This window comes from Citrobacter sp. C1 (genome assembly GCF_014596895.2).
In the GTDB taxonomy this organism is placed as follows: Bacteria; Pseudomonadota; Gammaproteobacteria; order Enterobacterales; family Enterobacteriaceae; genus Citrobacter; species Citrobacter gillenii.
The window spans coordinates 1,575,253-1,593,817 of record NZ_CP115035.1; the positions used below are offsets into that span (position 1 = coordinate 1,575,253).

The window sequence follows — 18,565 nt, forward strand, 5'->3', positions numbered from 1 at the left end:
TCAGGAATAAAAGTATTCATAGCCGGTTCCGGCCAGACGGTATTTAGATAAAACGCATTCAAGGTTGCGGGCGCGATTACTTAATAAAGGTGTCAGAACGTTATCCATGCACGTAAAACGCCCACCCTGAATATCGCGAACATCAATCTGTAATAACCAACGATAACGGGCTGGGTAGAGCGGATGCATACAGCTCCGCATACAGTGATGCGGCAAAATCACCCGCACAGTCACGGTGAATCCCAGCGCCTTAGCCACATTTTCAATCTGCCACGGGGCCAGTCCACCCTTACGGTGATGTTTTTCAACGGCTGCACGTCTGCGGTCTTCAACCGTTACGCCATCCAGTTCGCACTCAGGCAATCCCAGGTAATTCTCCCAGTCCGGGAGTAACTGAAATGTTGTTTCGGGGCGCATTTCACTGAGTAGTGCGTCACCGTCGCCTTCAACACGGCTTAAACGTCGTGCTAAGGCGCGTAAAAATCGGGTTAAATCAGCATTCAGCTCGCGTGGCCACGCCTTACCTCGAGGCATCACCTGCTGAAGGGCATGAAGCCATTCATCTACGCTGTGAGCCATGTGATTACCCCGATTGTGATCAATTCATTGGTCGCCGCAGTGACATCAGCACTGATTGACAGGGTGTAATCGGTCACACCACTTGATGCGCCGATAGCGGTACGCAAGGCAGAAACGGGCAGATTCTGAGCGGGTGATAATGTTTTCTGAAGTGCGTTGAGACTGGCCTGTACGGCAGAGCGCGTCTGACTGCTATCCGGGATAAGTTTGACTGACATCGCAACGGATTTTAGTTGCAAGGCAACAGGCCAGACTTCAATACCACCAGGCTTGCCAACATACAGACCCGTTGCGGGATCAGCATGACGGAAAAGGTAGGTTTCCATCGCTGTACGGTCTGCTTCGGTTGGGGTAATTACGGTTCTTTCGTCATAAACCCACGCAAGACCCACAGTGCCTGAGCCATGCCACACATCGAAGCACCAGGCGCGGCTCACACCTGCCATCTCACGAGCCCAGATGACGTAATCATGCACTGCGCCGCCTACAGGTGGATTGCGCTTGCGGAAAAGAAGACGATCTAAAAGCTCAGGAACAGGCTCGATATCAGCACCGCCGGTGATACCCGCCGTTGCAACCACACCATTACTGTCCGTTCCTGCTACGGGTGACAATAACGTCAGTATTTCACCTGCCGGAAGGTTGCCGCCAACCCCGGCCTCATCCGCCTGAACCTGTGCGGTGACCGCGCCAGCGACAGGTTGCGATGAGTCTGTAACCCGGTAGACAACGCCGGACACCGTCTGCATTTCGGTATCGACGGGTAAAGCGGCAGCACTGGTGAACGTCACCGGACCCGTGGCGAATGTTGATTGTTTTCGAATGACGCCTTCGGTTGCAGCGGTGTCGATAATGGTCTGATCGTCAGACTTTGGGGATGGAATTATCTGGTCAGCAATCCAGCTCTGATGGTCATATACATCACGAACCTGACTACTGACAGATATATTTATTGCGTTCTCAACACCAACAGGCGGTAATTTTGGAATATTAAGTTCAATCTCAATATCCTTTTCACCGTCAGCAATTATTTTTCGCAAAGTGGGGGTATTAAATGGCATTCGCAGTGGCCTCCCAGCGTCGGCTTAACTGAACAGTCAGCAGCGATTTATCAGGACGGGTCAATGTGACAATAAAGTTGATGCGATCAGACGCGGCGATTGTGGCCGTCACTTCAGCATTACGGGCATAACCTTCACGCAACAGCGGTTGCATGGAAAGGCTGGCGTAGTCCTCTACCCGTAGGCGGATAGCTTCGGTGAGCTTTTCACGCTCAAGTAACCAGAGCTTTGAGCCCCATTGATAATCACTGAACGTGTCGCCGGGCCAGCCTCGTGGGTCACCGGAACCATCCGGGATTTCGTCATCAGCATCAGCGCGAGAATCGGTGAACAGGCAGATAAGGACTAAAGTAACAAGCCCGTCGTCAAGCGACAGGCCGTCATGTTGAACAGTAATATCACCGCGAGAAAGTAGGTTTTTCCAGCTCAGTCCGATAGTCATATGGGCGCAGTTGTATCAGCATTGTCGCCATCCTTATGAATATGTTTGAGGAAGGATTTACCGTTAACAGTAATATCCTCAGAGAAATCAGAAGGACCGACGCATTTAAATTGAGCTGTATTAATCTCAAATAATTCGTCGGCGGTGTAATTAACCGTTTTCCCTCTAATATCAATCACGCCATTCTTTTTTAAAATAATAAGCGACTGACCGTCCTGATGATAAATACAGACATCACCTGACGCCAGATCTTTTGGTCGACATCGCTTATCTTCCACCGCGATAGCCACCAGACTTTCGCGTCTGCCCCCCACAGCCAGCACAATGGCTTCTGAACCGGCAGGAGGGACAGAGGTAAATCCGTAGTTCTGGAAGCGTTCCACATCATCATTGGTAGCATCGGCCAGCGACTGAACCTGAAGGTTCTGGCGACCCAGACTGTCAGTCACAATGCGAACTACCGCGCGGTCAACCAACAAACGCAGACGGCGTCCAATTTGATTGAGAGTACGGCCAACATTTGCCGGATTCAGTCCCATGTTGCCACCACCTTCGCTTTCTTGCCTTTCTTCGCTTTCGCCTTTGTCTCTGGCATATCCATCGACTCGGGCGGCACCAGTGCCAGTACGGTGATGCGCCCACCGTCGCCTTCAGTGAAGGTCACGCTCTTGATGAGCCAGGTAGTGTCGAGGTTCTGCACCGGATCACGAATATCGGCCAGCAGGTTCTTTTGCCACAAGGGACCGCTGTCACCGTTCTCACGCCAGCCTGCGACGGTAATCTCCGTCGTGTTGGCTTCGCCCATCATGCGGGCTTTATACCAGTCGCCACGGGTGCTGGCTCCGCCCACTGTCAGGCTGTCTTCATTAACCAGAATCTTCGGGCGGTAGCGGTTAATTTCAGTGTCATCAATGCTGACCTGACGTCCGCCGACAACTTTTGTGGGCTGGTCATCCCACGTCGCACCACCGGCACTGGAGGAACCTTTCACAATGTACTGGCTGGCCCGTTCACGCCAACTGAAGCGACCACGGGCAGCAAGGATATTTTCACCCAATGCCAGAGCAACTGACGCCCGTTTTTTCGAGGCTCGGGTAATGATAAGCTGGCCCTTAGCGTCCGATGTAAGCAGTACACCGCGCTGTTTGGCCAGCCTGTCCAGCAATTCAAAACCCGTCTCGCCTTGCTCAAGTACCACACTCGGGAAGGCTTCGCCCGTATCTGTCTCGCTGATAACGGTAATGCCATACGGCTGGGCAATTTCACGGGCGAGTTGCTCAAGCTTCACACCTTTCCACTGCCCGGATGTATGAACAACCGAACTGTCCACAAGGTCACCGGTTTTATCGCGCCCCATGACCCGAATCGAGACGTTCTCAGCATCGTAGCTGGGAATAAAATCATCAATATAGCCAGTGAGTACGGTATCCGTACCGATGGTGACCGTGCAGGGTAAGCCTTCTTTGATGGTGCGCGGGGCGGCTTCAGACCATTGAGTGGTAACAGTGAGATCGAACTCACCGGCAACGGCCTCCAGTGAACGGGTAATGGACATCTCGGTCCATCCATCCCACTGCTGACCACTGACTGTCAGAACAACACTTTCTGTAGCGGTTGTAGGCTCCATCATTCGATCACCTCAATAGTGCTGGAGGGCATAATAAACGACGGGTCACGCAGCCGGTTGCGGGAAACAATCTCTTCACGATTTTCAGTATTGCCGGTTTCTCGCCATGCTAATGCCGCAGCCGTAGTGGTGACCGTAGGTGATAACTGACGCAGCTCAGGCAACTGAGCGCCGCGAACGCGCACATCGTTCACTACCGCAAAGCGTAAATCACGTAGCGTTCGCCATAATTCGCGCTGCCCGTTCTCCACAGCAGTGACTGCCTGTTCCGCTAATTGCTCCGCCAGTTTATCGCCAGCGGCTTTTGCTTCATCTGATGTGGTGAAATCCATTGTGGCCACCGCTTCAGACTGGGCGACTACAGCGGTAATGAGTACCATCTGGCGGAAGTCAGTTATGTTGGTCTGCATCGCAGGTGATGGTGTGATGGCCGTTGGCGATATGCTGCTTGCCACACCATTAATACCCCGAGACGGAGAGCTTGCCAGAACGGGCATATCTCCCGGCATCGTTTTGGTCGCAGACTTAGCGGCCCGTTCCCCAGCCCACTGGCTACGGAGCTGGTCATAAACGCGTAATGCCCAGGGGGGCTCACTCACGATATCGCGAATATTACTGGCCAGTCCCATGACCTCACGCACCAGTTCGCCAGGTTTTGCGATAACAATTCCGACCAGGTCTTTGAAGCGATTAGCCCTATCAATCCAGTCGGTCAGTGCTGATGGGATAGTCGGCAGATTCATCACCAGCCCCTGCATGTCGTCGAGCAAAGTGTCAGTCATATCGCCAAGCCCATCGAGCGCTGCAAAATAATCACCGTTGGCAAACGCCTCTTTTACTGCATCTGCGGCGCTTAGTGATGTCAGGCTGGTGTTTTCTTTTGGTGCCGGGAACAGGCGTTCACCCGCCTCAAATACTTCGAAAGAAATGAAAGCGATACCGCCTTCTTCCGTGCTCAGGCGGTGAGAAACCTTGCCTACCTGGACCTTCTCAATCCCAAACCAAGGATGAACAAGTTCACCGGGGCCGGGCAAATTAAGGGCATATAAAAGGGCCTCTAATTGCTTTTGAAAGTTCTTTCCAACCAGCTTGCCATTAATCTGCTGCTGGGTAAGGACCGCACCATTATCTTCTGTCCAGCCCACTTCTTTTTTAGGGTATGCGCGGGGGATTGCCCTGCGGCCGCTGGTGCCTTCATTATCAACAAGATAAAACGGCACATTGCGGAACGAGGCATCACGCAGTGATTCCCATTCACCTTTAGCCATCAGTTCTGCTCCACATTAGATACGCCCGATTGAGCGCTGAGTGTGATGCCCGGCTGGTTCATTTTGACATTCTTAACGCGGGCATCACCTTCGATCACAACCCTAATTTCCCCAGTCAGGGGCTGCAACGAAAACGCAGGATACGTTTGGGTTTGATTCTGGGGCTGAAGGCTGGCCCATGGTTGCGGATTCGCGATTTGTGGGTCATTGCTCGTTGAGGTAAACCAGTCTTTAATGTCATTCCACATGCTGGGGCGATTAGCATTGTCCTGAACTTTTTGAATTAATGCTTGTTTGTCTTCTTTAGTTTCAGGAAATGGAATTAGAGATGTAATTTCATTGGCGGTATTAATTGCTGTTGAAACTAAACCAAGTTTGCCCGGTAGCTCAGGCACGTCTGAATTACTTCCATCACCCCCCTTATCATTATTTCCCCCCAGACCATTTGCTGGCATGTTCGTCACATATACCGGCATAACCCCCGAACCGAATACATCAGCCACGCCAGTTGGAATTCCTTTACCTTTCCCACCGCCAAATAAATCCCAAGCACCTTTACCAATCTGGAATACTTTGCGAGCTGCAATAATGCCACCAACTGCAATAGTGATATTCTTGCCAACCTCCAACCAGTTCTGGACGGTTTTCTGGTCTACTGAATTCAATGCGTCAGCTAATTCTTGAACGGGTTTAGCGAGGTTGCCATTAGCAAATTTCTTCCAGGTGCCATTCAGGCTAGTCAAGGCTGATGTAAAGTCCTGAGCCGCATATTTCGCATCCGACAAAATACCTGATCCATCAGCTGTTACAGCGTTATACCGCTTAAGGTTTTCTGCACCTTTACCAGTAGTAACGCTACTTAACAGGAGGATGCTGTCCTGATTAAAACCGGATTCGACCAGGCGTTTATTTTGTTCTTTAGCTCCTTTATTTCCCGAACGTTTAGCAATTTCTTCCATTAACTTAGGAAGAGAACGCATCCTGCCATCATCGCCAAAGACGTTAATACCATTGCGGCCCAATTCCTTTACAACCTTTGGGGCTTGTAAATCACGAATAAGGTTTTCGACTGCTGTTGAAGCTGTATCTCGGTCACCAGTAGCATCAATAGCAGATTCCATTGCGACACCCACATCCTTAATCCCTTTAATCCCCGTGCCACCGGCTGCGGCATACATTGATAGAGCCCTAACCCCCTTGTCTGCTATATCAGCCAGTTCGAAGGCACCCTCTTTACCCAGTTTGTTGAGGGTATCCATTGCCTCCAAGGTTTGCTTTTCTGACGTCAGTTGATATTTGGGGAATTGTGCGAACAAACCGCCGATTGATTCACCAGAACCACCAGAGGCTGCGATTGAAGCGGCGAGATTATTTTTGTTCTTGACACCAAAATCAATATCACCCGTCACCGTTCCAATTTTTTCGACAGCACTTGTCACCTCACTGTCATCGACACGGAACTTGATTGCAGCATCCTGGATACCGCTAAAAATCTGAGACATCTCTGCCCGGGTCTTTTCAGCAGCCAGACCCATGCGTGTAATCCGGCGATCGGTTTGAGCAAATTCGCGAAGCATGGCACCGCCAGCGAACCCGGCAATCATCCCGGTGTAGCGGTTACCCAATGCATCTAACCCTCGGCCCGCTGCTGCTGACGTGGCCTTCACCACAGACATTGCCCGCTCATTACGACGGGCAAACTCGGACATATTGGCACCGTACTGGCGGGCTTTGGCGGTCAGGTTACCCGCCAGGTTGATAAGAATTTCAGTGGTGAGGCGGCTTGCCATGTTGCTTCCTCAGTTGGTCTGTCAGACGAAGCAGCTGCCGCAAGGGCAACTGCTGGAGGTGGTTAATATCAAAACGCTGCGAGAGGTTGACGAGAAGACTACTGAGTGCCGTCGCCAGCGGCATCAGCTCGCCCCCGTGAGGCGGTCCCTGCAAGCAGTTCATCCATGCTGGCGGCTTTGGTTGTCAGCTGTTCCAGGTCTTCGGGATGGAAGGCATAGAGCTGCTTCACGCTCAGTGGACCGGGAATGCTGCCGACACTCATAATCTGGCGGCGCAGCATCTCAAGCCCCATCAGCACTTCAGAGCAGTACGCCACTGCTTTGCCGTTCTCGCCAATCACGACCCGCTCTGCGGCCAGTTGTGACTCAACAACATCCTGAGAATTCAGCTCCCTGAGAGTTACCGTGGTGTGACGGGTTTCGTCTTCGGTGCCTTTGCCCGTGATGTAACCCTTTTTCAATGTAAATGAGGTCTGTGCCATGACTTACACCTTCACCAGTTTGGTGCCGATGAAGTTGGCAGAAATGGTGCCTGCGTCTTCATCCAGCTCTGCCGGGTTATCAGTCGCTGATTCGGTCATCATATAACTGAGGCCGTTGTCACCTTCAAACATCACCGTGACATCTTCCCAGCCACTGATTTCAATAACGTCCATATCATCCGCTGCCGCGATAGTCAGCTTGATGGAAGGCGCTGCCATCTTGCGGGAGTATCCCCAGACCTTACCGCCTCCCATATGCTGTGCGCGGGCAAACCCACCCGGATTAAGGGTGGCTTTACCTTCGGTTTTAATCTCGCGTCCGTTAATACGGATGGACGCCATCCCCAGAATTCTCGGCATAATTTATCCTTACTGTTTGAACTGGATGAGACCAGCCAGCACACGCAGCTGATTGACCAGGTTTGGGTGAGCGATGAAGTTCAGGCGGTTTTTATCGCTGCCATCGATATCGACATCGAGCGTGGCTTTGTAGTCGTCGAAGTCTTCAACCAGTCCGGCAGGCACCAGTTCAGTGAGCGCGATATCCAGCAGCTCGGCGCGTGCAATCTTCGGCGTCATCACGGGTTGACCTGGGTCAAGCAGCTCCAGCACATCATCACCCGCCAGCTTGTGACGTGGGTATCGGCTGGAGAAACGGTTTTTGATGATGTAGCGGATACGACCAAGCGTTGCCGGGGACTGCACATCAAGATAAGACGTGTCCGGGTCGCCGAACTGGTTGACGCGGTACATGGTGATTTCACGCTCGATACAGACATTGCCACCCGCATCAACGAAATGCGTGGCAATACCGTCATGCAGCAACAGGTTGCGCTCAGGCATATCCCAACGGACTTCTTTAGCCGGTGGCAGAATGCCTGGCAGTACCAGCGTTTGCAGCGGACGCGCCGGGTCGATGGCGAGATAGTAGGAAGAAATACCGCCATAAGACGCCGCCCACAACCATGATGGCTGCGGCGCCAGATTGGTCCCCATGCAGGAAATCAGCCAGTCATTACGTGCATCACCGAAGGTGCCTGACTCGGCATGAGTCCCACGGAAAGCTGCCCAAAGCTGGGCTTCAATCATCTTCAGCGGTCCCCAGCGGGTCACCAGTTCGTCACGAATGGTGTTGAGACTCTGGGTATCGTTCCAGGCATAAACGATATCGGTGTACCAGTCGTCACCCAGTGCTGCTACCACGGTGCTGATATCGGGGGTGCCGGTGCCGCCTGCAAAGTCAGTAATGGTGACATTAATACCGACAGGCGTTTGTTCGCCTGGATAGTAATTCTTGCGGACATCCATGCCGTTACCGGTGACGCCTTTCCAGTTCGCCGTCAGTTCTACCGTATCGGTAGTGGTCGCTTTTAACGCCGCACCCACCTGCGTGGCAGGTAATTTTGCTACAGCGGCAATAATAGCGCTGCCGACAGTATCGCGAGTGTCACCCTCATCCACACCGACCTGAACAGAGACACCATTAATCAATAATGCCAGCGTGCCTGCCGCCGTCGCAGTACCAACCACTGCCAGCTCGGCTTTCGCCGCTGCGCCAGATGCAAGGTCAACCAGCCCCATCGCCCAGGTTTCGGTATAGCTGTTGGCTTTACGGAAGGTTTTCAGCATCTCTGCAAGCATGGAGCCTTTGCCATACAGCTTCTCAGCCTGACCATCGCTGGTAATACGGGTTTGGGTCAGAGCAGCCGCCGCACCAGTGGCACTCTGCTGGCCAATGACAATCACTTTGCGGGACTGCGCCGGTGCGCTGCCCATCGCCTGAGAATTGTCGATATCGATGTACACCAGCGGAACGCGGATATCATCAGGAATAGAGCCCAGAGACATATTATTTCTCCTTCACATTTTTATTCTGAAGGGCTTGAGCAACCTCGGTTGCAGGCTCCTTCACATCAGTGATAACCACATCACCTTCAGCTTCGCGGCGATGCCACCAGGCGCTCATCAGCAGTACTTCGCCTTCAGCCTTCAGATGCTCACCTTTGTTTTTTCGGACCAGCAGCCCATCACGGGCGGGCTTAATATGTTTTTTCATGGATTAGGTTCCCTGACGTTAATCACGCCATCAATGTTGGTTGCACCGTCATTGACGGAGAATGTTGCCCCCAGCCGCAGGAAGTCAGGGAGCGTTGAAATATCGATTTCTTCATCAAGTCGAAACTCCTGCTCCCATGTCACAGCCCACATGGTCAGGCCCAGATCGTTCAGTCCGCTGGTATAGATGTTGTCGGCACTGATGGCGCTGGCGGCACGTTCAGCACCCATGCCAGATGCCGCTTCGCGTGATGCAATCCGACGAGCCAGTTTTCCCACAAGAATTTCGCAACGTGTATCACGCGGGTATCCCCATGCGTCTGTGGCCATGACATAAGCAGCCCAGGTCACATCACCGATGGTGCCACCTGCGCGAGAGCGGATATTACGGATACGCAGTGCCGCAACGCGGATACAACCATTGCGATCAGACAGATAGGTTTTCACTTCAGCCGGAGTATTGAACTGACCAATATGGCGTTCGATCACTTTCACCTGGTCCAGGCTGTCACCCTCCAGTACCGGTTTCAGCCAGTCCACAATATGTTCTGCGGCCGCAACCGTGCTGCCGGTGGTCAGCAGTTCGGGACGGTTATTCATGGGAGTACCCCTTGCCAGAAGTCGCCAATGACGTGCATCAGCTCTTCGCTATTTTCAGATGACAGCCCGAGATATTCGCGCTGCGGAATATTCATCATGCGTTTTTGCGCACCAACTGACTGCCAGACGCCGTGCTTCAGTGCCCGACCAAATGCCTGTGTGATAAGGCGTTTATGAGCACTGACGGAGACGCTGCCAGAAAAACCATCCTGATGAACGGCGGCATAAGCAAGCGGGGAACCGACACGAACGCGGCCTCGCTCGACGATGAACTGAATGCTGTCCATCAGGTCACCGTTACCCTGCAAAAGGCTCTGGTTACCGTGACGAGTCTTGCCGTAACCGTCAGACCATGCCTGCCATTTCTCACCTGCGGGTGATGACTTCTCATCACTGATTCGACGGCGGGTCTGTGATTCAACAACGGCACCGATACTTTCCAGCAACTCCTGCTGGAGAGAGCTGTCAGAAAGTTTCTCGATGGCCATGCGGATTTGCGCCAGCTTCTCCGCCCCCATCACCTCAACGGAAATACCCATCAGAGCACGCCCCGGAGTTTGTTGCGGGTGAACAGGCGTTGGTTGTCCGATACCACAATAATTTTGCCGTTATCGGTTTCGGGCGTTGTACTGGCCGTTGGCAGTCCGAGGTCACGCGTACCGTTCGCAATCTCTTTGAGCGTACGAATGGCGTCGTCATAACGTTTCTGGATCAGGTCGGTTATCTGGCTGTCACGCTCAGACAGCCAGTAGATCGCAATGGAAACCGCCACCCGGTGAAGTGGACGCGGGATAGTAGCTATCACCAGTGGCAGCTGGAAACGCTTGGCCAGAAATGAATTAATCTCCGCATCTGCGTCATCAATAGCCGTTTCAATCTTCGCGTCATCAAGCTGATTGGTGGATTTGTCGATGGCCATATTCCAGACCAGCTCACCATCCACCGCCAGCAGGTCATCACGGGTGACGTAAATGCCCATTACGGTTTCTCCGTTACCGATTCAATAACGTTGACGATGAGCATCGGCTCGGCTTTCAGGCGGGCGGCATCGGCATGACTGATAAAGCAGTCAACAATCATATTCAGTCCGTCACTGTTAGCGGCGTTGTCACCTTCAGGGTCATCACTGGCAAAGACATTCACGGGCTCGCGTGGCCAGAAACGGCCGCAACGGTAGAAGCCACCAACTGGAACCGCGCGAACTTCCAGGGCCTGAATGTCATCGGTCTGGGGGAAGGACGATGTCGCAGCCAGCATAAGCGCACTGATTAAGTCAGACTTAGTCGCAACTACGGGCATGGTTTGCGGGTCACTCTCTTCCACCATTGACACAACACCATCAGTCAAAGGCACTACAGTACTGACGGGTTGTGAACCCACTGCAATGTAATGCCCTGGCAGAGTGACTGACGGCTCATGTCGCGCACCGTCAGTGATAACAGGCGATGCCACTTCCGGCGATGATGCCGCGCCAGTGCCGTTTTTAACCTTTTGCTGACCCGCTGCCTTTGATGTTTTTCCACTCACTATTCCATCCTCTTTGGGCGGGTTTAAACGACCTTTGAAGACCGTTTAAACCCGTCGTGATTTAACGTAAGAAAAAACGTAATCAGGAGTTTTACGTGTTATTTGACGTAAGGGGTGACCAGAATATCGACGTCTTTGTAGTAGATATTCGATGCGCCATTTGCAGAGTTAACCGCTTCAATCAGCCCCTTGGCCGCAGAGCGGTTACCTTTACCCACAACCAGCATGGTCGGTGTGATACCCAGTGGTTTACCTGCGCTGTTGGTGATGCCCTGCATCGCCTGATATGCCAACTCATAGTTATGAACATTGAGGGTATCTTTGGAGCCCACTGCCGTTTGCCAGAAGCCATAACCCACATTGCAGCGGCCATCTGTACCAAAGATAAATTCATTATTGAGAATGACGTGCTCGCTGCTCAGGTCATCCAGCGCCTTGAAATCAAACGGGCGACGGTCCTGGAAGATAATCGGTAGCAGCGCCTGCGTGGCATCGACCAGGAACCACGGTTCCCCTGTATCGGTAGCCGGTGTTCCGATAACGTTACTCTGAGTGCCCGAACCTACTGGATGATCGGTGTCGAAGAAGTACTGCCCGTCAAAACAAGTTGTAGTGAAACCATCACACAACAGTTTGAATACCAGCTCGTCCGGGAAAATGGTGACGTTGCGACCAAATTGTTCGGTAACAATGGAGTACTGACCAAGCTGATCGTCTTCCACCGCTTCACGCTTCACCTTGATCGAGCTTTCCCAGGTCTTGTTGGTGATGCTGTAGCCCATCTGTTTGAGCTGGGCGAGCTGTCGGGTGGTTAACCACTCGGTGATACCTGGAAAATCATCCAGCCAGCCATAGGTATTGGATGCTCCCGTGCTGGGAATGACACTGGCCACCGAGCGGAATTGAGGGTTAACGCGGCCTACACCTCGCGTAAATGCAGCACTCAGGGCTGTTTTGAGTGCATACAACACGTCAGTACTGATCGTGGTAGCCATTAACGAGCTCCTTCTTTATTGCGGATAGCCAAAAACTCTTCTTCTTTGATGCCCATTGAGCGGCACATAGACAATTCAGAATCGGTCAGCGTGGTGTCTTCCTTACTACCTTTCCCTTTGGTTGGGTCAGTGTTGACCAGGGCCGGTGCTGTTTTGACAAACTCGCCGAACTGATTGCGACCTTCTTCGCTGCGGCAAAGCGCCAGATACATATCACGGTTGGCCGGGGCAACTTTGCCGGAAGCAATAGCACCATCAACCAGCACTTCAGCGTCTTTTCCTGCCTGCGCTTTCAGTTGCTCTTCCGCCGTTTGGGCGCGATTAAGTGCCAGTTGATAGGTCTCTGCCGGAATGAACTTCGTCAGGTCAGGATTTTCAGCGCGGTTCAGCGCTACGGTTTCGCGGTCTTTCATTTGCTGGATAGCAACCACAACGTCATCAGCAGACGCAGCGGCCGCGAGCCCCAGCACCGTCACAATCTGGACAGGTACAGTCATCTCGTGGTTCTCCGAATTTAGAGCGGGTAAATACAGGTTGGGTTTATTGGTCAGACCGACGCTGGACAGGCGGGTAACCTGGCGGGCGCCGTTATTGAAAAATGCAGGGCTGTAATAGCGATATTTTTTGCCACGAACGAGCGCTTCACCGTCAGGGGTCCATTCGATATGCGCATCGATGCTGCCATCTTCGTTGACGCGCATAGCATCAATCCAGGCATAGGCTGGCGCTTCTTCACCCAGTGGACCTTTGATTTCAGTGGAATGCTCGGCATCGAACGGCAGTTTTGGGTAACGCAGTGAAGTGGCAATAACGGCAGCAGGATTATCATTCACCCATGAGCGACCATCACGGCCAATGAAATTACCCGCAGGTATCATCGGCAACCATTCAGGAAGGGCATTATCAGCAAGGTCTGGTAACTCAAAGCAAAGTGCCAGAAGTTCCAGTTTGGGGTTAGGAATGCTCATGCGTCTGTCCGTCGAAAAGAAGTTACGGACAGTATGCGGAAGGCAAAATAAAAGCCGGATTTACCGGCTTCACTGTAAGCGAGGCGGGGAACCCCGTTTAAACCACGTTTAAAAACGCCGTGGTGCGTTTAAAGATTTTTTCTCGCGTCATCGTATCATAAAGTTTAACCGTGTCTTCATGCGTGTTTCAGACGCGTTCCCGCTTCGGTTAGCTATCACCGTCAAATGCCTGTTGTTTAACGCGTAACTGACGTTCAAGCTCTGCCTGGCGACCTGTACCCGGATTGTAATCCCAGCCGGGGTCAATACCTTCAGGCACCATCTCTTCTTCACCTGTGCGTTTGTTCAGCCATTTTGTCCGCTTAGTGGCAGGTGCCTGTGTCCGCACGGGTACACTTTCGCGAGTGACCTGACCCGTTGGGTTGCCGTTGTCATCAAGCTGCGGCACGTTGCGTGTGACGCCGTTTTTAAGCAACTGCTCATACTCATACTTGCTGACCTGACGCGCACCGCATTTGCAACCCCAACCGTTCGGAAAGAAATGTGTCTGCCAGAATGGATCATCAACCGGCAGGCAAAGGTCAGCCCACTTCAGGTGCTCAACGCGATGCTCGCGAGAGGGACCCAGCGTATAGAGCAGATAAGGCATGGCTCGTTTGGTGCGCTCGATACGTTCCCACTGGCCCGCGCTGCGGGCTGTGCGCATATTGGTATCGTAGATAGTCCGAAGCCGACGGTCACTGCCAAGCTGTACCTGGCGAGATTCACCCGTCAGCGGGTCATCCATCATCTGGACTCCCCACCAACCGCGCTTTACAAGTAATGGCTTGAGCGTCTCGCGGAACTGGATGAAGGTCTGACCGTCGGCAAGCGCTTCTTCGAGTAGTGACTTCACGTCCTGAAGCAGGTCAAGCTGGGTCATCTTCGCCACGGTGAAACTGACACTTTGCTCTTCGCGCCAGATATCACGGAAATCAAATCCCGGTTTCAGCTTTTTGGACTTCAGCCAGGCGAGTGCCTCTTTAGGGATAATTGTAGGTTCAGCCATACTTCCTCCCATAATACCAGCCGTGAACCTGAGCAAAGTACGAATGGAAATTCACTGGCCAGTAAGAAGGTCGATGAAAATCGAGACGATGACGCCTGACTAATTTAGACCGCATCTTTCGCATCCCCCAGCGCACGGGCTTTAAAACTCAACATCGCCAGCTGCTCGGCGAAGTCATCAGGTTCAAGTGTTTTTTGCAGCTCAGGCAAGCGGGCCAGAAACTCCTCAAAGCTGTCAACTTCATTGGCCAGTTGCAGCACGGGACTGGTAAAGGCATCACCTGATTTCTCCCAGTCCTTCAGCCCTTCGGCAACCAGCGCGTCAATCTCATCATCCTGTGAGCGGTTGAGGGCCAGTTGCTCGCGGTTCAGTGCCGGTAATGAACCCGATACGGCAAAGCTGTTTGTCGGAGCCAGTACGGATGCACCGGCTTCAGGTTCGGCCAGGCCAAACTTATCGCGAACCTCGGATTCCTGCACTTTCATTCCACGGTCAACCAACGGGATAAGTGCATCGACAAACGCCTTCAGGTCTTCCGGCTCGCTGATGAGCATCTTGACGCGGGGATAGTTTTCCTGTGGGCCAAAGTTGAACTCGATGAACGGGCGCACAAGAAATTCATTCAGGGTGTTTTCTAACTGGCGGGCATCCCAGCGGGCAATGTCCATGCGCACCCGATCATGAACATCGGCCTGTGCGCGGGAACTACCGTTATCAGTGGTCATGGTCTGACCCAGCACCGCCTTACTGGTCTGGGCATCACACCATTCGGCCATCTCTTTAAACAGTGCTCCACCACCATTACGACTGGCTGTCTCCACCATATCGAGCTTCATGCTGTCGGGGATGGCACAACCAGAATCAGAAGCCAAAGAACTGATCGCATCAATGAGGGTGCGGATTTGCTCAGGGCTTGCCTGATTATGGTATTTACCCACCACCAGAGGCAGGCCAAACTTCTCACCGAAAGCCCACCAGTCACGCACAGTAAACGACTTGAGCATATACATCACCGCCACCAGTCGGGCCAGACCGTTACGCAGCGGTAGACCAGACTTCAGGCGAGGCTGGTGAATAATATATTTCCCGGAACTCAGCGGCTCACCATCGATAGGGTTGCTGTCAGTAATGAGTCTGAATTCACGTAGGGTCTCCCGGTCAGTTTTGAGGAAACGTGGATCAACCCACTCATAATCACGGGGTTTCCAGAGTGCATCGCGGGTATTCCACAAAATTTCGCAGACACCAACACCTTTCCCCAGACCATCAAGAAGGTCAAACAACAGCTCCGGCACCTGTGGTTGTTCGAGAAGATCACGCACTGCGTCAGCCAGCTGCATATCGTTATCTTCATCGCTTGCGGCCACTACCGTCGGAACAATACCGGCAACGGTCAGCTTACGGGTACGCAGTACGCTGGAGTAATGCAGGTCACGTTCTTCCATTTCCTCAGCAAGGATGAAGTAATCACGGGCATTGCCCTCAATGGCATTACGTAAAACCCCGGCGAGACTGCCCGGGGAAAGTGTACTGGCAATACTGATGCCTGGTGAAGGTCGCCGCACACTCATAGTGCGACCACGCGCTTCAGGCTCAGTAATATCATTATCTTTAATGGTGACCGGTTCACCTGTTGACGGGTGCAGCAGACGGCGAATAGCGCCGGAAATTTGTTTTAACATCAGAGTAATCCTCGCTGGTTCTTGAGGCCACGGGTCAGATGAACCTGACGGCGGTCATCACCCGAATCAGGGTTGTGGCGGGTATCGGCGGGTCTGGTCAGACGGTGAAGTTCATAGCGGCGACAGTCTTCCCGACTGGCAAGAAAGCCAAGAAAAATAGCAATCGCTGCGTCACCATGACGCTTACGGCCATCACTTCCTGCCGTTCTGGCATCATCAATCCCCGGCACACCGCGCAGTATCTGAATGGCTCCAAGGTCATTAATGACGTCTTCGTGCTTAGGCAATATCAGCTCATCATCTTCAAACGCAGCCTTGAAGCGCGGCATGTTTTCGCGGTAGTGCGGAACAGAAAGCTGCACCTGCTCGACCTCAGAACCATAGCGATAAGCCGCCTGTTCCGACAGATACTGACCATTACCACGCCCATCGAGTTTGATGCCGTCGCGGTTTGGAAGCCTGTCACATATATAGAAGAGGGCCTGCTCCTGCTGCTTGAAGGGGACATTACCCATTTCAACCAGAAACGGTACTTCACGCGTGGTGTCATCATTGACGGTGATGGGGGCAAATACCGTCAGGTCGCCGTTACGGGCAAAGTCTTCACCCAGACAATGGCGCAGGTTTTGCGGAAGTTTGTTCAGCTCAGGCAGGACATATTGCTCAAGCCATTCCTGCATTTCCAGTGCGCGGAGACCTTCAGGAAGTGCGTTAAACTCAGCCGTACCCTGAAAGCGGATCACCGGGCCATGACCTCGGGCTGCCCGCTCACGAATGGAACGCGGCAGGTAAGTGCCGCCGCCGTTCTTCGGAATACAGTAATACTCCTCCTGCGCATCTTCAGGTGTGGCGGTATCCTTCAGCAGGTTGTCTTTCCATTCATCTTCAGCATCTTTTGACCAGGCTTTTTTGGTGACCTGGCAGATACGCTTATAGAGTCCTTCAGCGCAGGCAACATCGATATCAATACTGTGGATGGAATAGCGCTTTTTCCCTGCACGGCTGTCCTGAATAAGTGTATTGAACAGGTTTTCATTGCCGTTATGGGTGGAGATGAGACGGACCTTTGAACCCCACATGGTCAATGCCAGTGCGGCTTTGAGCACAGCAGCAAGGTCTTTCTGGAAACCGGCTTCATCAATAATGACATTGCCCTGCATACCGCGCAGGTTGGAGGGATTGGACGACAGCGCCTTGATTTTAAAACCACTGGCGAAGTTGATGACATACACCAGGATATCTTTGTCTTCATCCTGGAGCACTTCTTCGCCTGTATCTGATGCCGCCAGCCCGTAAGCCTTCGCCCACATAGCACAGGCATCAATAAATTCTCGCGCCATGTCTTTGGTCGTGCCGACATAGAACGTATCGCAACCACCGGCACTGGCAGTCATCGAACCATTCAGTGCCGCATCAGCCGCTTCCGCCCATGTAAGACCTGTACGGCGGGATTTCTCTGCGATTTTCAGCTGTGACGTATCGGCAATCCACCGGCGCTGATAAGGCAGCAGCACCTGGTCGGCATCGAACGCACCGGAGAGGATCGCTGAAGCGGACTGATTACGTAATTTTTCCTGTGCTGGCGAAGTGTGACTCATCCGGCAATTCCCAGAATCTGGCGACGAATATCAGCAGCGGTTTCCGCTGATAACCCAGCCTGTTTGGTGATGGTTTCGGTCTGCGCGGCAACTTCTTGGGCAAAAGCCAGGCGGATTTCTTTCTCGCGTTTATGGCTGGCCATCGCTGCTGCTTCAAGTCGCTGGGCGACCAGAGCCAGTTGCCCCAACGCTTTAGGTTCAACAGGATCATCACTTTCGGCCATCGACATTGAGGTTTCAAACGCCAGTGTTTTGACAAACTCCATCAACAGCTTGCCCACGTCTGAGGTAGGTGCAGAGCCCAGTTTTGCCGCCCAGATTTCCGCCATTTCACGGGAGGCACGGATTTTAGAACCGAACTCTTCCATGCGACTGGCGTAGCGATTAAGGCCGGTGCGACTGAGTTTCATATCACCAGGCAGGTTGTGACTGTTGATAAGCTCATTAATGGCTTCGCGGATTTCCTCCTGGGTATGACGCTTGTCACGCAGCATCTGATGGAGCTGGTCGCGGACAGAGTCGGGCAACAGGTCAATCTTCGACGGACGGCCACGGGTCGGACGTTGTTCAGCTGTCACGTTCTCTCCTCAGACCCTCGGCCATTTCACGTCGGCAGGTCACCAGGTCTTTCTGCAACAACATCCAGAGCCGTTTATATTCAGGGTCACTGGAGAGAAAGCCGTTCAGATAACTGTCTGGTGCGTCACGGTCATAAGGCTTACCTAATTTTTCTTCATAGAACTTTGCGATCATATTGGCTTCAAGGTCAGCACAGACCAGGACGGTGGCCAACTTACGAATCACTTCACGTTCAGCAGAAGACAGAGGCTTTTTTTTCTTCAT

Annotated in this window: 22 protein-coding genes; all 22 read right to left on the minus strand. The window is 52.7% G+C overall.

The annotated features are described in order from the left end of the window. A complete protein-coding gene (locus IB214_RS07595; protein WP_117343734.1) occupies positions 1-579 on the minus strand; it encodes a putative phage tail protein in 579 nt (192 codons plus the stop codon). Continuing rightward, positions 564-1,640, minus strand: coding sequence for a baseplate J/gp47 family protein (locus IB214_RS07600; RefSeq protein WP_117343735.1), 1,077 nt, complete (start codon positions 1,638-1,640; stop codon positions 564-566). Before IB214_RS07600 ends, IB214_RS07595 begins: the two co-directional genes overlap by 16 nt. Then, a complete protein-coding gene (locus IB214_RS07605; RefSeq protein ID WP_117343736.1) occupies positions 1,630-2,082 on the minus strand; it encodes a phage GP46 family protein in 453 nt (150 codons plus the stop codon). Before IB214_RS07605 ends, IB214_RS07600 begins: the two co-directional genes overlap by 11 nt. Further along, positions 2,079-2,621, minus strand: a complete 543-nt coding sequence (locus IB214_RS07610; RefSeq protein WP_117343737.1) for a phage baseplate assembly protein V — start codon at positions 2,619-2,621, stop codon at positions 2,079-2,081. Before IB214_RS07610 ends, IB214_RS07605 begins: the two co-directional genes overlap by 4 nt. Beyond that, the gene (locus IB214_RS07615) at positions 2,612-3,712 is read right to left on the minus strand and encodes a phage baseplate assembly protein (RefSeq protein ID WP_223240252.1); all 1,101 of its coding nucleotides are present in this window, start codon (positions 3,710-3,712) and stop codon (positions 2,612-2,614) included. The genes IB214_RS07610 and IB214_RS07615 overlap by 10 nt, the downstream gene beginning before the upstream one ends. Beyond that, positions 3,709-4,977, minus strand: coding sequence for a DNA circularization N-terminal domain-containing protein (locus IB214_RS07620; RefSeq protein WP_117343738.1), 1,269 nt, complete (start codon positions 4,975-4,977; stop codon positions 3,709-3,711). The genes IB214_RS07615 and IB214_RS07620 overlap by 4 nt, the downstream gene beginning before the upstream one ends. Further along, entirely contained in the window at positions 4,977-6,767 is a 1,791-nt protein-coding gene (locus IB214_RS07625) for a phage tail tape measure protein (protein WP_117343739.1), read from the minus strand. Before IB214_RS07625 ends, IB214_RS07620 begins: the two co-directional genes overlap by 1 nt. A gap of 98 nt (positions 6,768-6,865) precedes the next feature. After that, complete coding sequence (locus IB214_RS07630; RefSeq protein WP_117343740.1) at positions 6,866-7,249, minus strand: phage tail assembly protein; 384 nt, start codon at positions 7,247-7,249, stop codon at positions 6,866-6,868. A gap of 3 nt (positions 7,250-7,252) precedes the next feature. Beyond that, positions 7,253-7,609: a phage tail tube protein gene (locus tag IB214_RS07635; protein WP_117343741.1), complete on the minus strand. Its 357-nt coding sequence runs from the start codon at positions 7,607-7,609 to the stop codon at positions 7,253-7,255. Between the two features lie 9 nt (positions 7,610-7,618). Continuing rightward, complete coding sequence (locus IB214_RS07640) at positions 7,619-9,097, minus strand: phage tail sheath subtilisin-like domain-containing protein (RefSeq protein WP_117343742.1); 1,479 nt, start codon at positions 9,095-9,097, stop codon at positions 7,619-7,621. A gap of 1 nt (position 9,098) precedes the next feature. After that, complete coding sequence (locus tag IB214_RS07645; protein ID WP_117343743.1) at positions 9,099-9,305, minus strand: DUF2635 domain-containing protein; 207 nt, start codon at positions 9,303-9,305, stop codon at positions 9,099-9,101. Then, positions 9,302-9,904: a hypothetical protein gene (locus tag IB214_RS07650; protein ID WP_117343744.1), complete on the minus strand. Its 603-nt coding sequence runs from the start codon at positions 9,902-9,904 to the stop codon at positions 9,302-9,304. The genes IB214_RS07645 and IB214_RS07650 overlap by 4 nt, the downstream gene beginning before the upstream one ends. Then, complete coding sequence (locus IB214_RS07655; protein WP_117343745.1) at positions 9,901-10,443, minus strand: phage virion morphogenesis protein; 543 nt, start codon at positions 10,441-10,443, stop codon at positions 9,901-9,903. Before IB214_RS07655 ends, IB214_RS07650 begins: the two co-directional genes overlap by 4 nt. After that, positions 10,443-10,883 carry a DUF1320 domain-containing protein gene (locus IB214_RS07660; protein WP_117343746.1) on the minus strand — a complete coding sequence of 147 codons (441 nt, stop codon included), beginning with the start codon at positions 10,881-10,883 and terminating at the stop codon, positions 10,443-10,445. Before IB214_RS07660 ends, IB214_RS07655 begins: the two co-directional genes overlap by 1 nt. Next, positions 10,883-11,431 (minus strand): hypothetical protein, encoded by a 549-nt coding sequence (locus tag IB214_RS07665; protein ID WP_135953080.1) that lies wholly within the window; start codon positions 11,429-11,431, stop codon positions 10,883-10,885. Before IB214_RS07665 ends, IB214_RS07660 begins: the two co-directional genes overlap by 1 nt. Before the next feature lie 98 nt (positions 11,432-11,529). Then, positions 11,530-12,426 (minus strand): Mu-like prophage major head subunit gpT family protein, encoded by an 897-nt coding sequence (locus IB214_RS07670; RefSeq protein WP_117343748.1) that lies wholly within the window; start codon positions 12,424-12,426, stop codon positions 11,530-11,532. Next, positions 12,426-13,394: a phage protease gene (locus tag IB214_RS07675; RefSeq protein WP_117343749.1), complete on the minus strand. Its 969-nt coding sequence runs from the start codon at positions 13,392-13,394 to the stop codon at positions 12,426-12,428. The genes IB214_RS07670 and IB214_RS07675 overlap by 1 nt, the downstream gene beginning before the upstream one ends. Positions 13,395-13,602: 208 nt before the next feature. Then, the gene (locus IB214_RS07680) at positions 13,603-14,442 is read right to left on the minus strand and encodes a phage minor head protein (protein ID WP_117343750.1); all 840 of its coding nucleotides are present in this window, start codon (positions 14,440-14,442) and stop codon (positions 13,603-13,605) included. Positions 14,443-14,546: 104 nt separating this feature from the next. Beyond that, positions 14,547-16,124 carry a DUF935 domain-containing protein gene (locus IB214_RS07685; protein ID WP_117343751.1) on the minus strand — a complete coding sequence of 526 codons (1,578 nt, stop codon included), beginning with the start codon at positions 16,122-16,124 and terminating at the stop codon, positions 14,547-14,549. After that, a complete protein-coding gene (locus IB214_RS07690; protein ID WP_117343752.1) occupies positions 16,124-17,722 on the minus strand; it encodes a terminase family protein in 1,599 nt (532 codons plus the stop codon). The genes IB214_RS07685 and IB214_RS07690 overlap by 1 nt, the downstream gene beginning before the upstream one ends. Next, positions 17,719-18,300, minus strand: coding sequence for a DUF3486 family protein (locus tag IB214_RS07695; RefSeq protein ID WP_117343753.1), 582 nt, complete (start codon positions 18,298-18,300; stop codon positions 17,719-17,721). Before IB214_RS07695 ends, IB214_RS07690 begins: the two co-directional genes overlap by 4 nt. Beyond that, positions 18,290-18,565, minus strand: a complete 276-nt coding sequence (locus IB214_RS07700; RefSeq protein ID WP_117343754.1) for a hypothetical protein — start codon at positions 18,563-18,565, stop codon at positions 18,290-18,292. The genes IB214_RS07695 and IB214_RS07700 overlap by 11 nt, the downstream gene beginning before the upstream one ends.

What these genes read in the sequence shown, in the direction of transcription:
- IB214_RS07630 (WP_117343740.1), bottom strand. Translation starts at nt 7,249, where the DNA reads ATGGCACAGACCTCATTTACATTGAAAAAGGGTTACATCACGGGCAAA.
- IB214_RS07605 (WP_117343736.1), bottom strand. Translation starts at nt 2,082, where the DNA reads ATGACTATCGGACTGAGCTGGAAAAACCTACTTTCTCGCGGTGATATT.
- IB214_RS07615 (WP_223240252.1), bottom strand. Translation starts at nt 3,712, where the DNA reads ATGATGGAGCCTACAACCGCTACAGAAAGTGTTGTTCTGACAGTCAGT.
- IB214_RS07685 (WP_117343751.1), bottom strand. Translation starts at nt 16,124, where the DNA reads ATGTTAAAACAAATTTCCGGCGCTATTCGCCGTCTGCTGCACCCGTCA.
- IB214_RS07620 (WP_117343738.1), bottom strand. Translation starts at nt 4,977, where the DNA reads ATGGCTAAAGGTGAATGGGAATCACTGCGTGATGCCTCGTTCCGCAAT.
- IB214_RS07610 (WP_117343737.1), bottom strand. Translation starts at nt 2,621, where the DNA reads ATGGGACTGAATCCGGCAAATGTTGGCCGTACTCTCAATCAAATTGGA.
- IB214_RS07690 (WP_117343752.1), bottom strand. Translation starts at nt 17,722, where the DNA reads ATGAGTCACACTTCGCCAGCACAGGAAAAATTACGTAATCAGTCCGCT.
- IB214_RS07670 (WP_117343748.1), bottom strand. Translation starts at nt 12,426, where the DNA reads ATGGCTACCACGATCAGTACTGACGTGTTGTATGCACTCAAAACAGCC.
- IB214_RS07625 (WP_117343739.1), bottom strand. Translation starts at nt 6,767, where the DNA reads ATGGCAAGCCGCCTCACCACTGAAATTCTTATCAACCTGGCGGGTAAC.
- IB214_RS07700 (WP_117343754.1), bottom strand. Translation starts at nt 18,565, where the DNA reads ATGAAGAAAAAAAAGCCTCTGTCTTCTGCTGAACGTGAAGTGATTCGT.
- IB214_RS07635 (WP_117343741.1), bottom strand. Translation starts at nt 7,609, where the DNA reads ATGCCGAGAATTCTGGGGATGGCGTCCATCCGTATTAACGGACGCGAG.
- IB214_RS07655 (WP_117343745.1), bottom strand. Translation starts at nt 10,443, where the DNA reads ATGGGTATTTCCGTTGAGGTGATGGGGGCGGAGAAGCTGGCGCAAATC.
- IB214_RS07650 (WP_117343744.1), bottom strand. Translation starts at nt 9,904, where the DNA reads ATGAATAACCGTCCCGAACTGCTGACCACCGGCAGCACGGTTGCGGCC.
- IB214_RS07640 (WP_117343742.1), bottom strand. Translation starts at nt 9,097, where the DNA reads ATGTCTCTGGGCTCTATTCCTGATGATATCCGCGTTCCGCTGGTGTAC.
- IB214_RS07595 (WP_117343734.1), bottom strand. Translation starts at nt 579, where the DNA reads ATGGCTCACAGCGTAGATGAATGGCTTCATGCCCTTCAGCAGGTGATG.
- IB214_RS07645 (WP_117343743.1), bottom strand. Translation starts at nt 9,305, where the DNA reads ATGAAAAAACATATTAAGCCCGCCCGTGATGGGCTGCTGGTCCGAAAA.
- IB214_RS07660 (WP_117343746.1), bottom strand. Translation starts at nt 10,883, where the DNA reads ATGGGCATTTACGTCACCCGTGATGACCTGCTGGCGGTGGATGGTGAG.
- IB214_RS07675 (WP_117343749.1), bottom strand. Translation starts at nt 13,394, where the DNA reads ATGAGCATTCCTAACCCCAAACTGGAACTTCTGGCACTTTGCTTTGAG.
- IB214_RS07600 (WP_117343735.1), bottom strand. Translation starts at nt 1,640, where the DNA reads ATGCCATTTAATACCCCCACTTTGCGAAAAATAATTGCTGACGGTGAA.
- IB214_RS07680 (WP_117343750.1), bottom strand. Translation starts at nt 14,442, where the DNA reads ATGGCTGAACCTACAATTATCCCTAAAGAGGCACTCGCCTGGCTGAAG.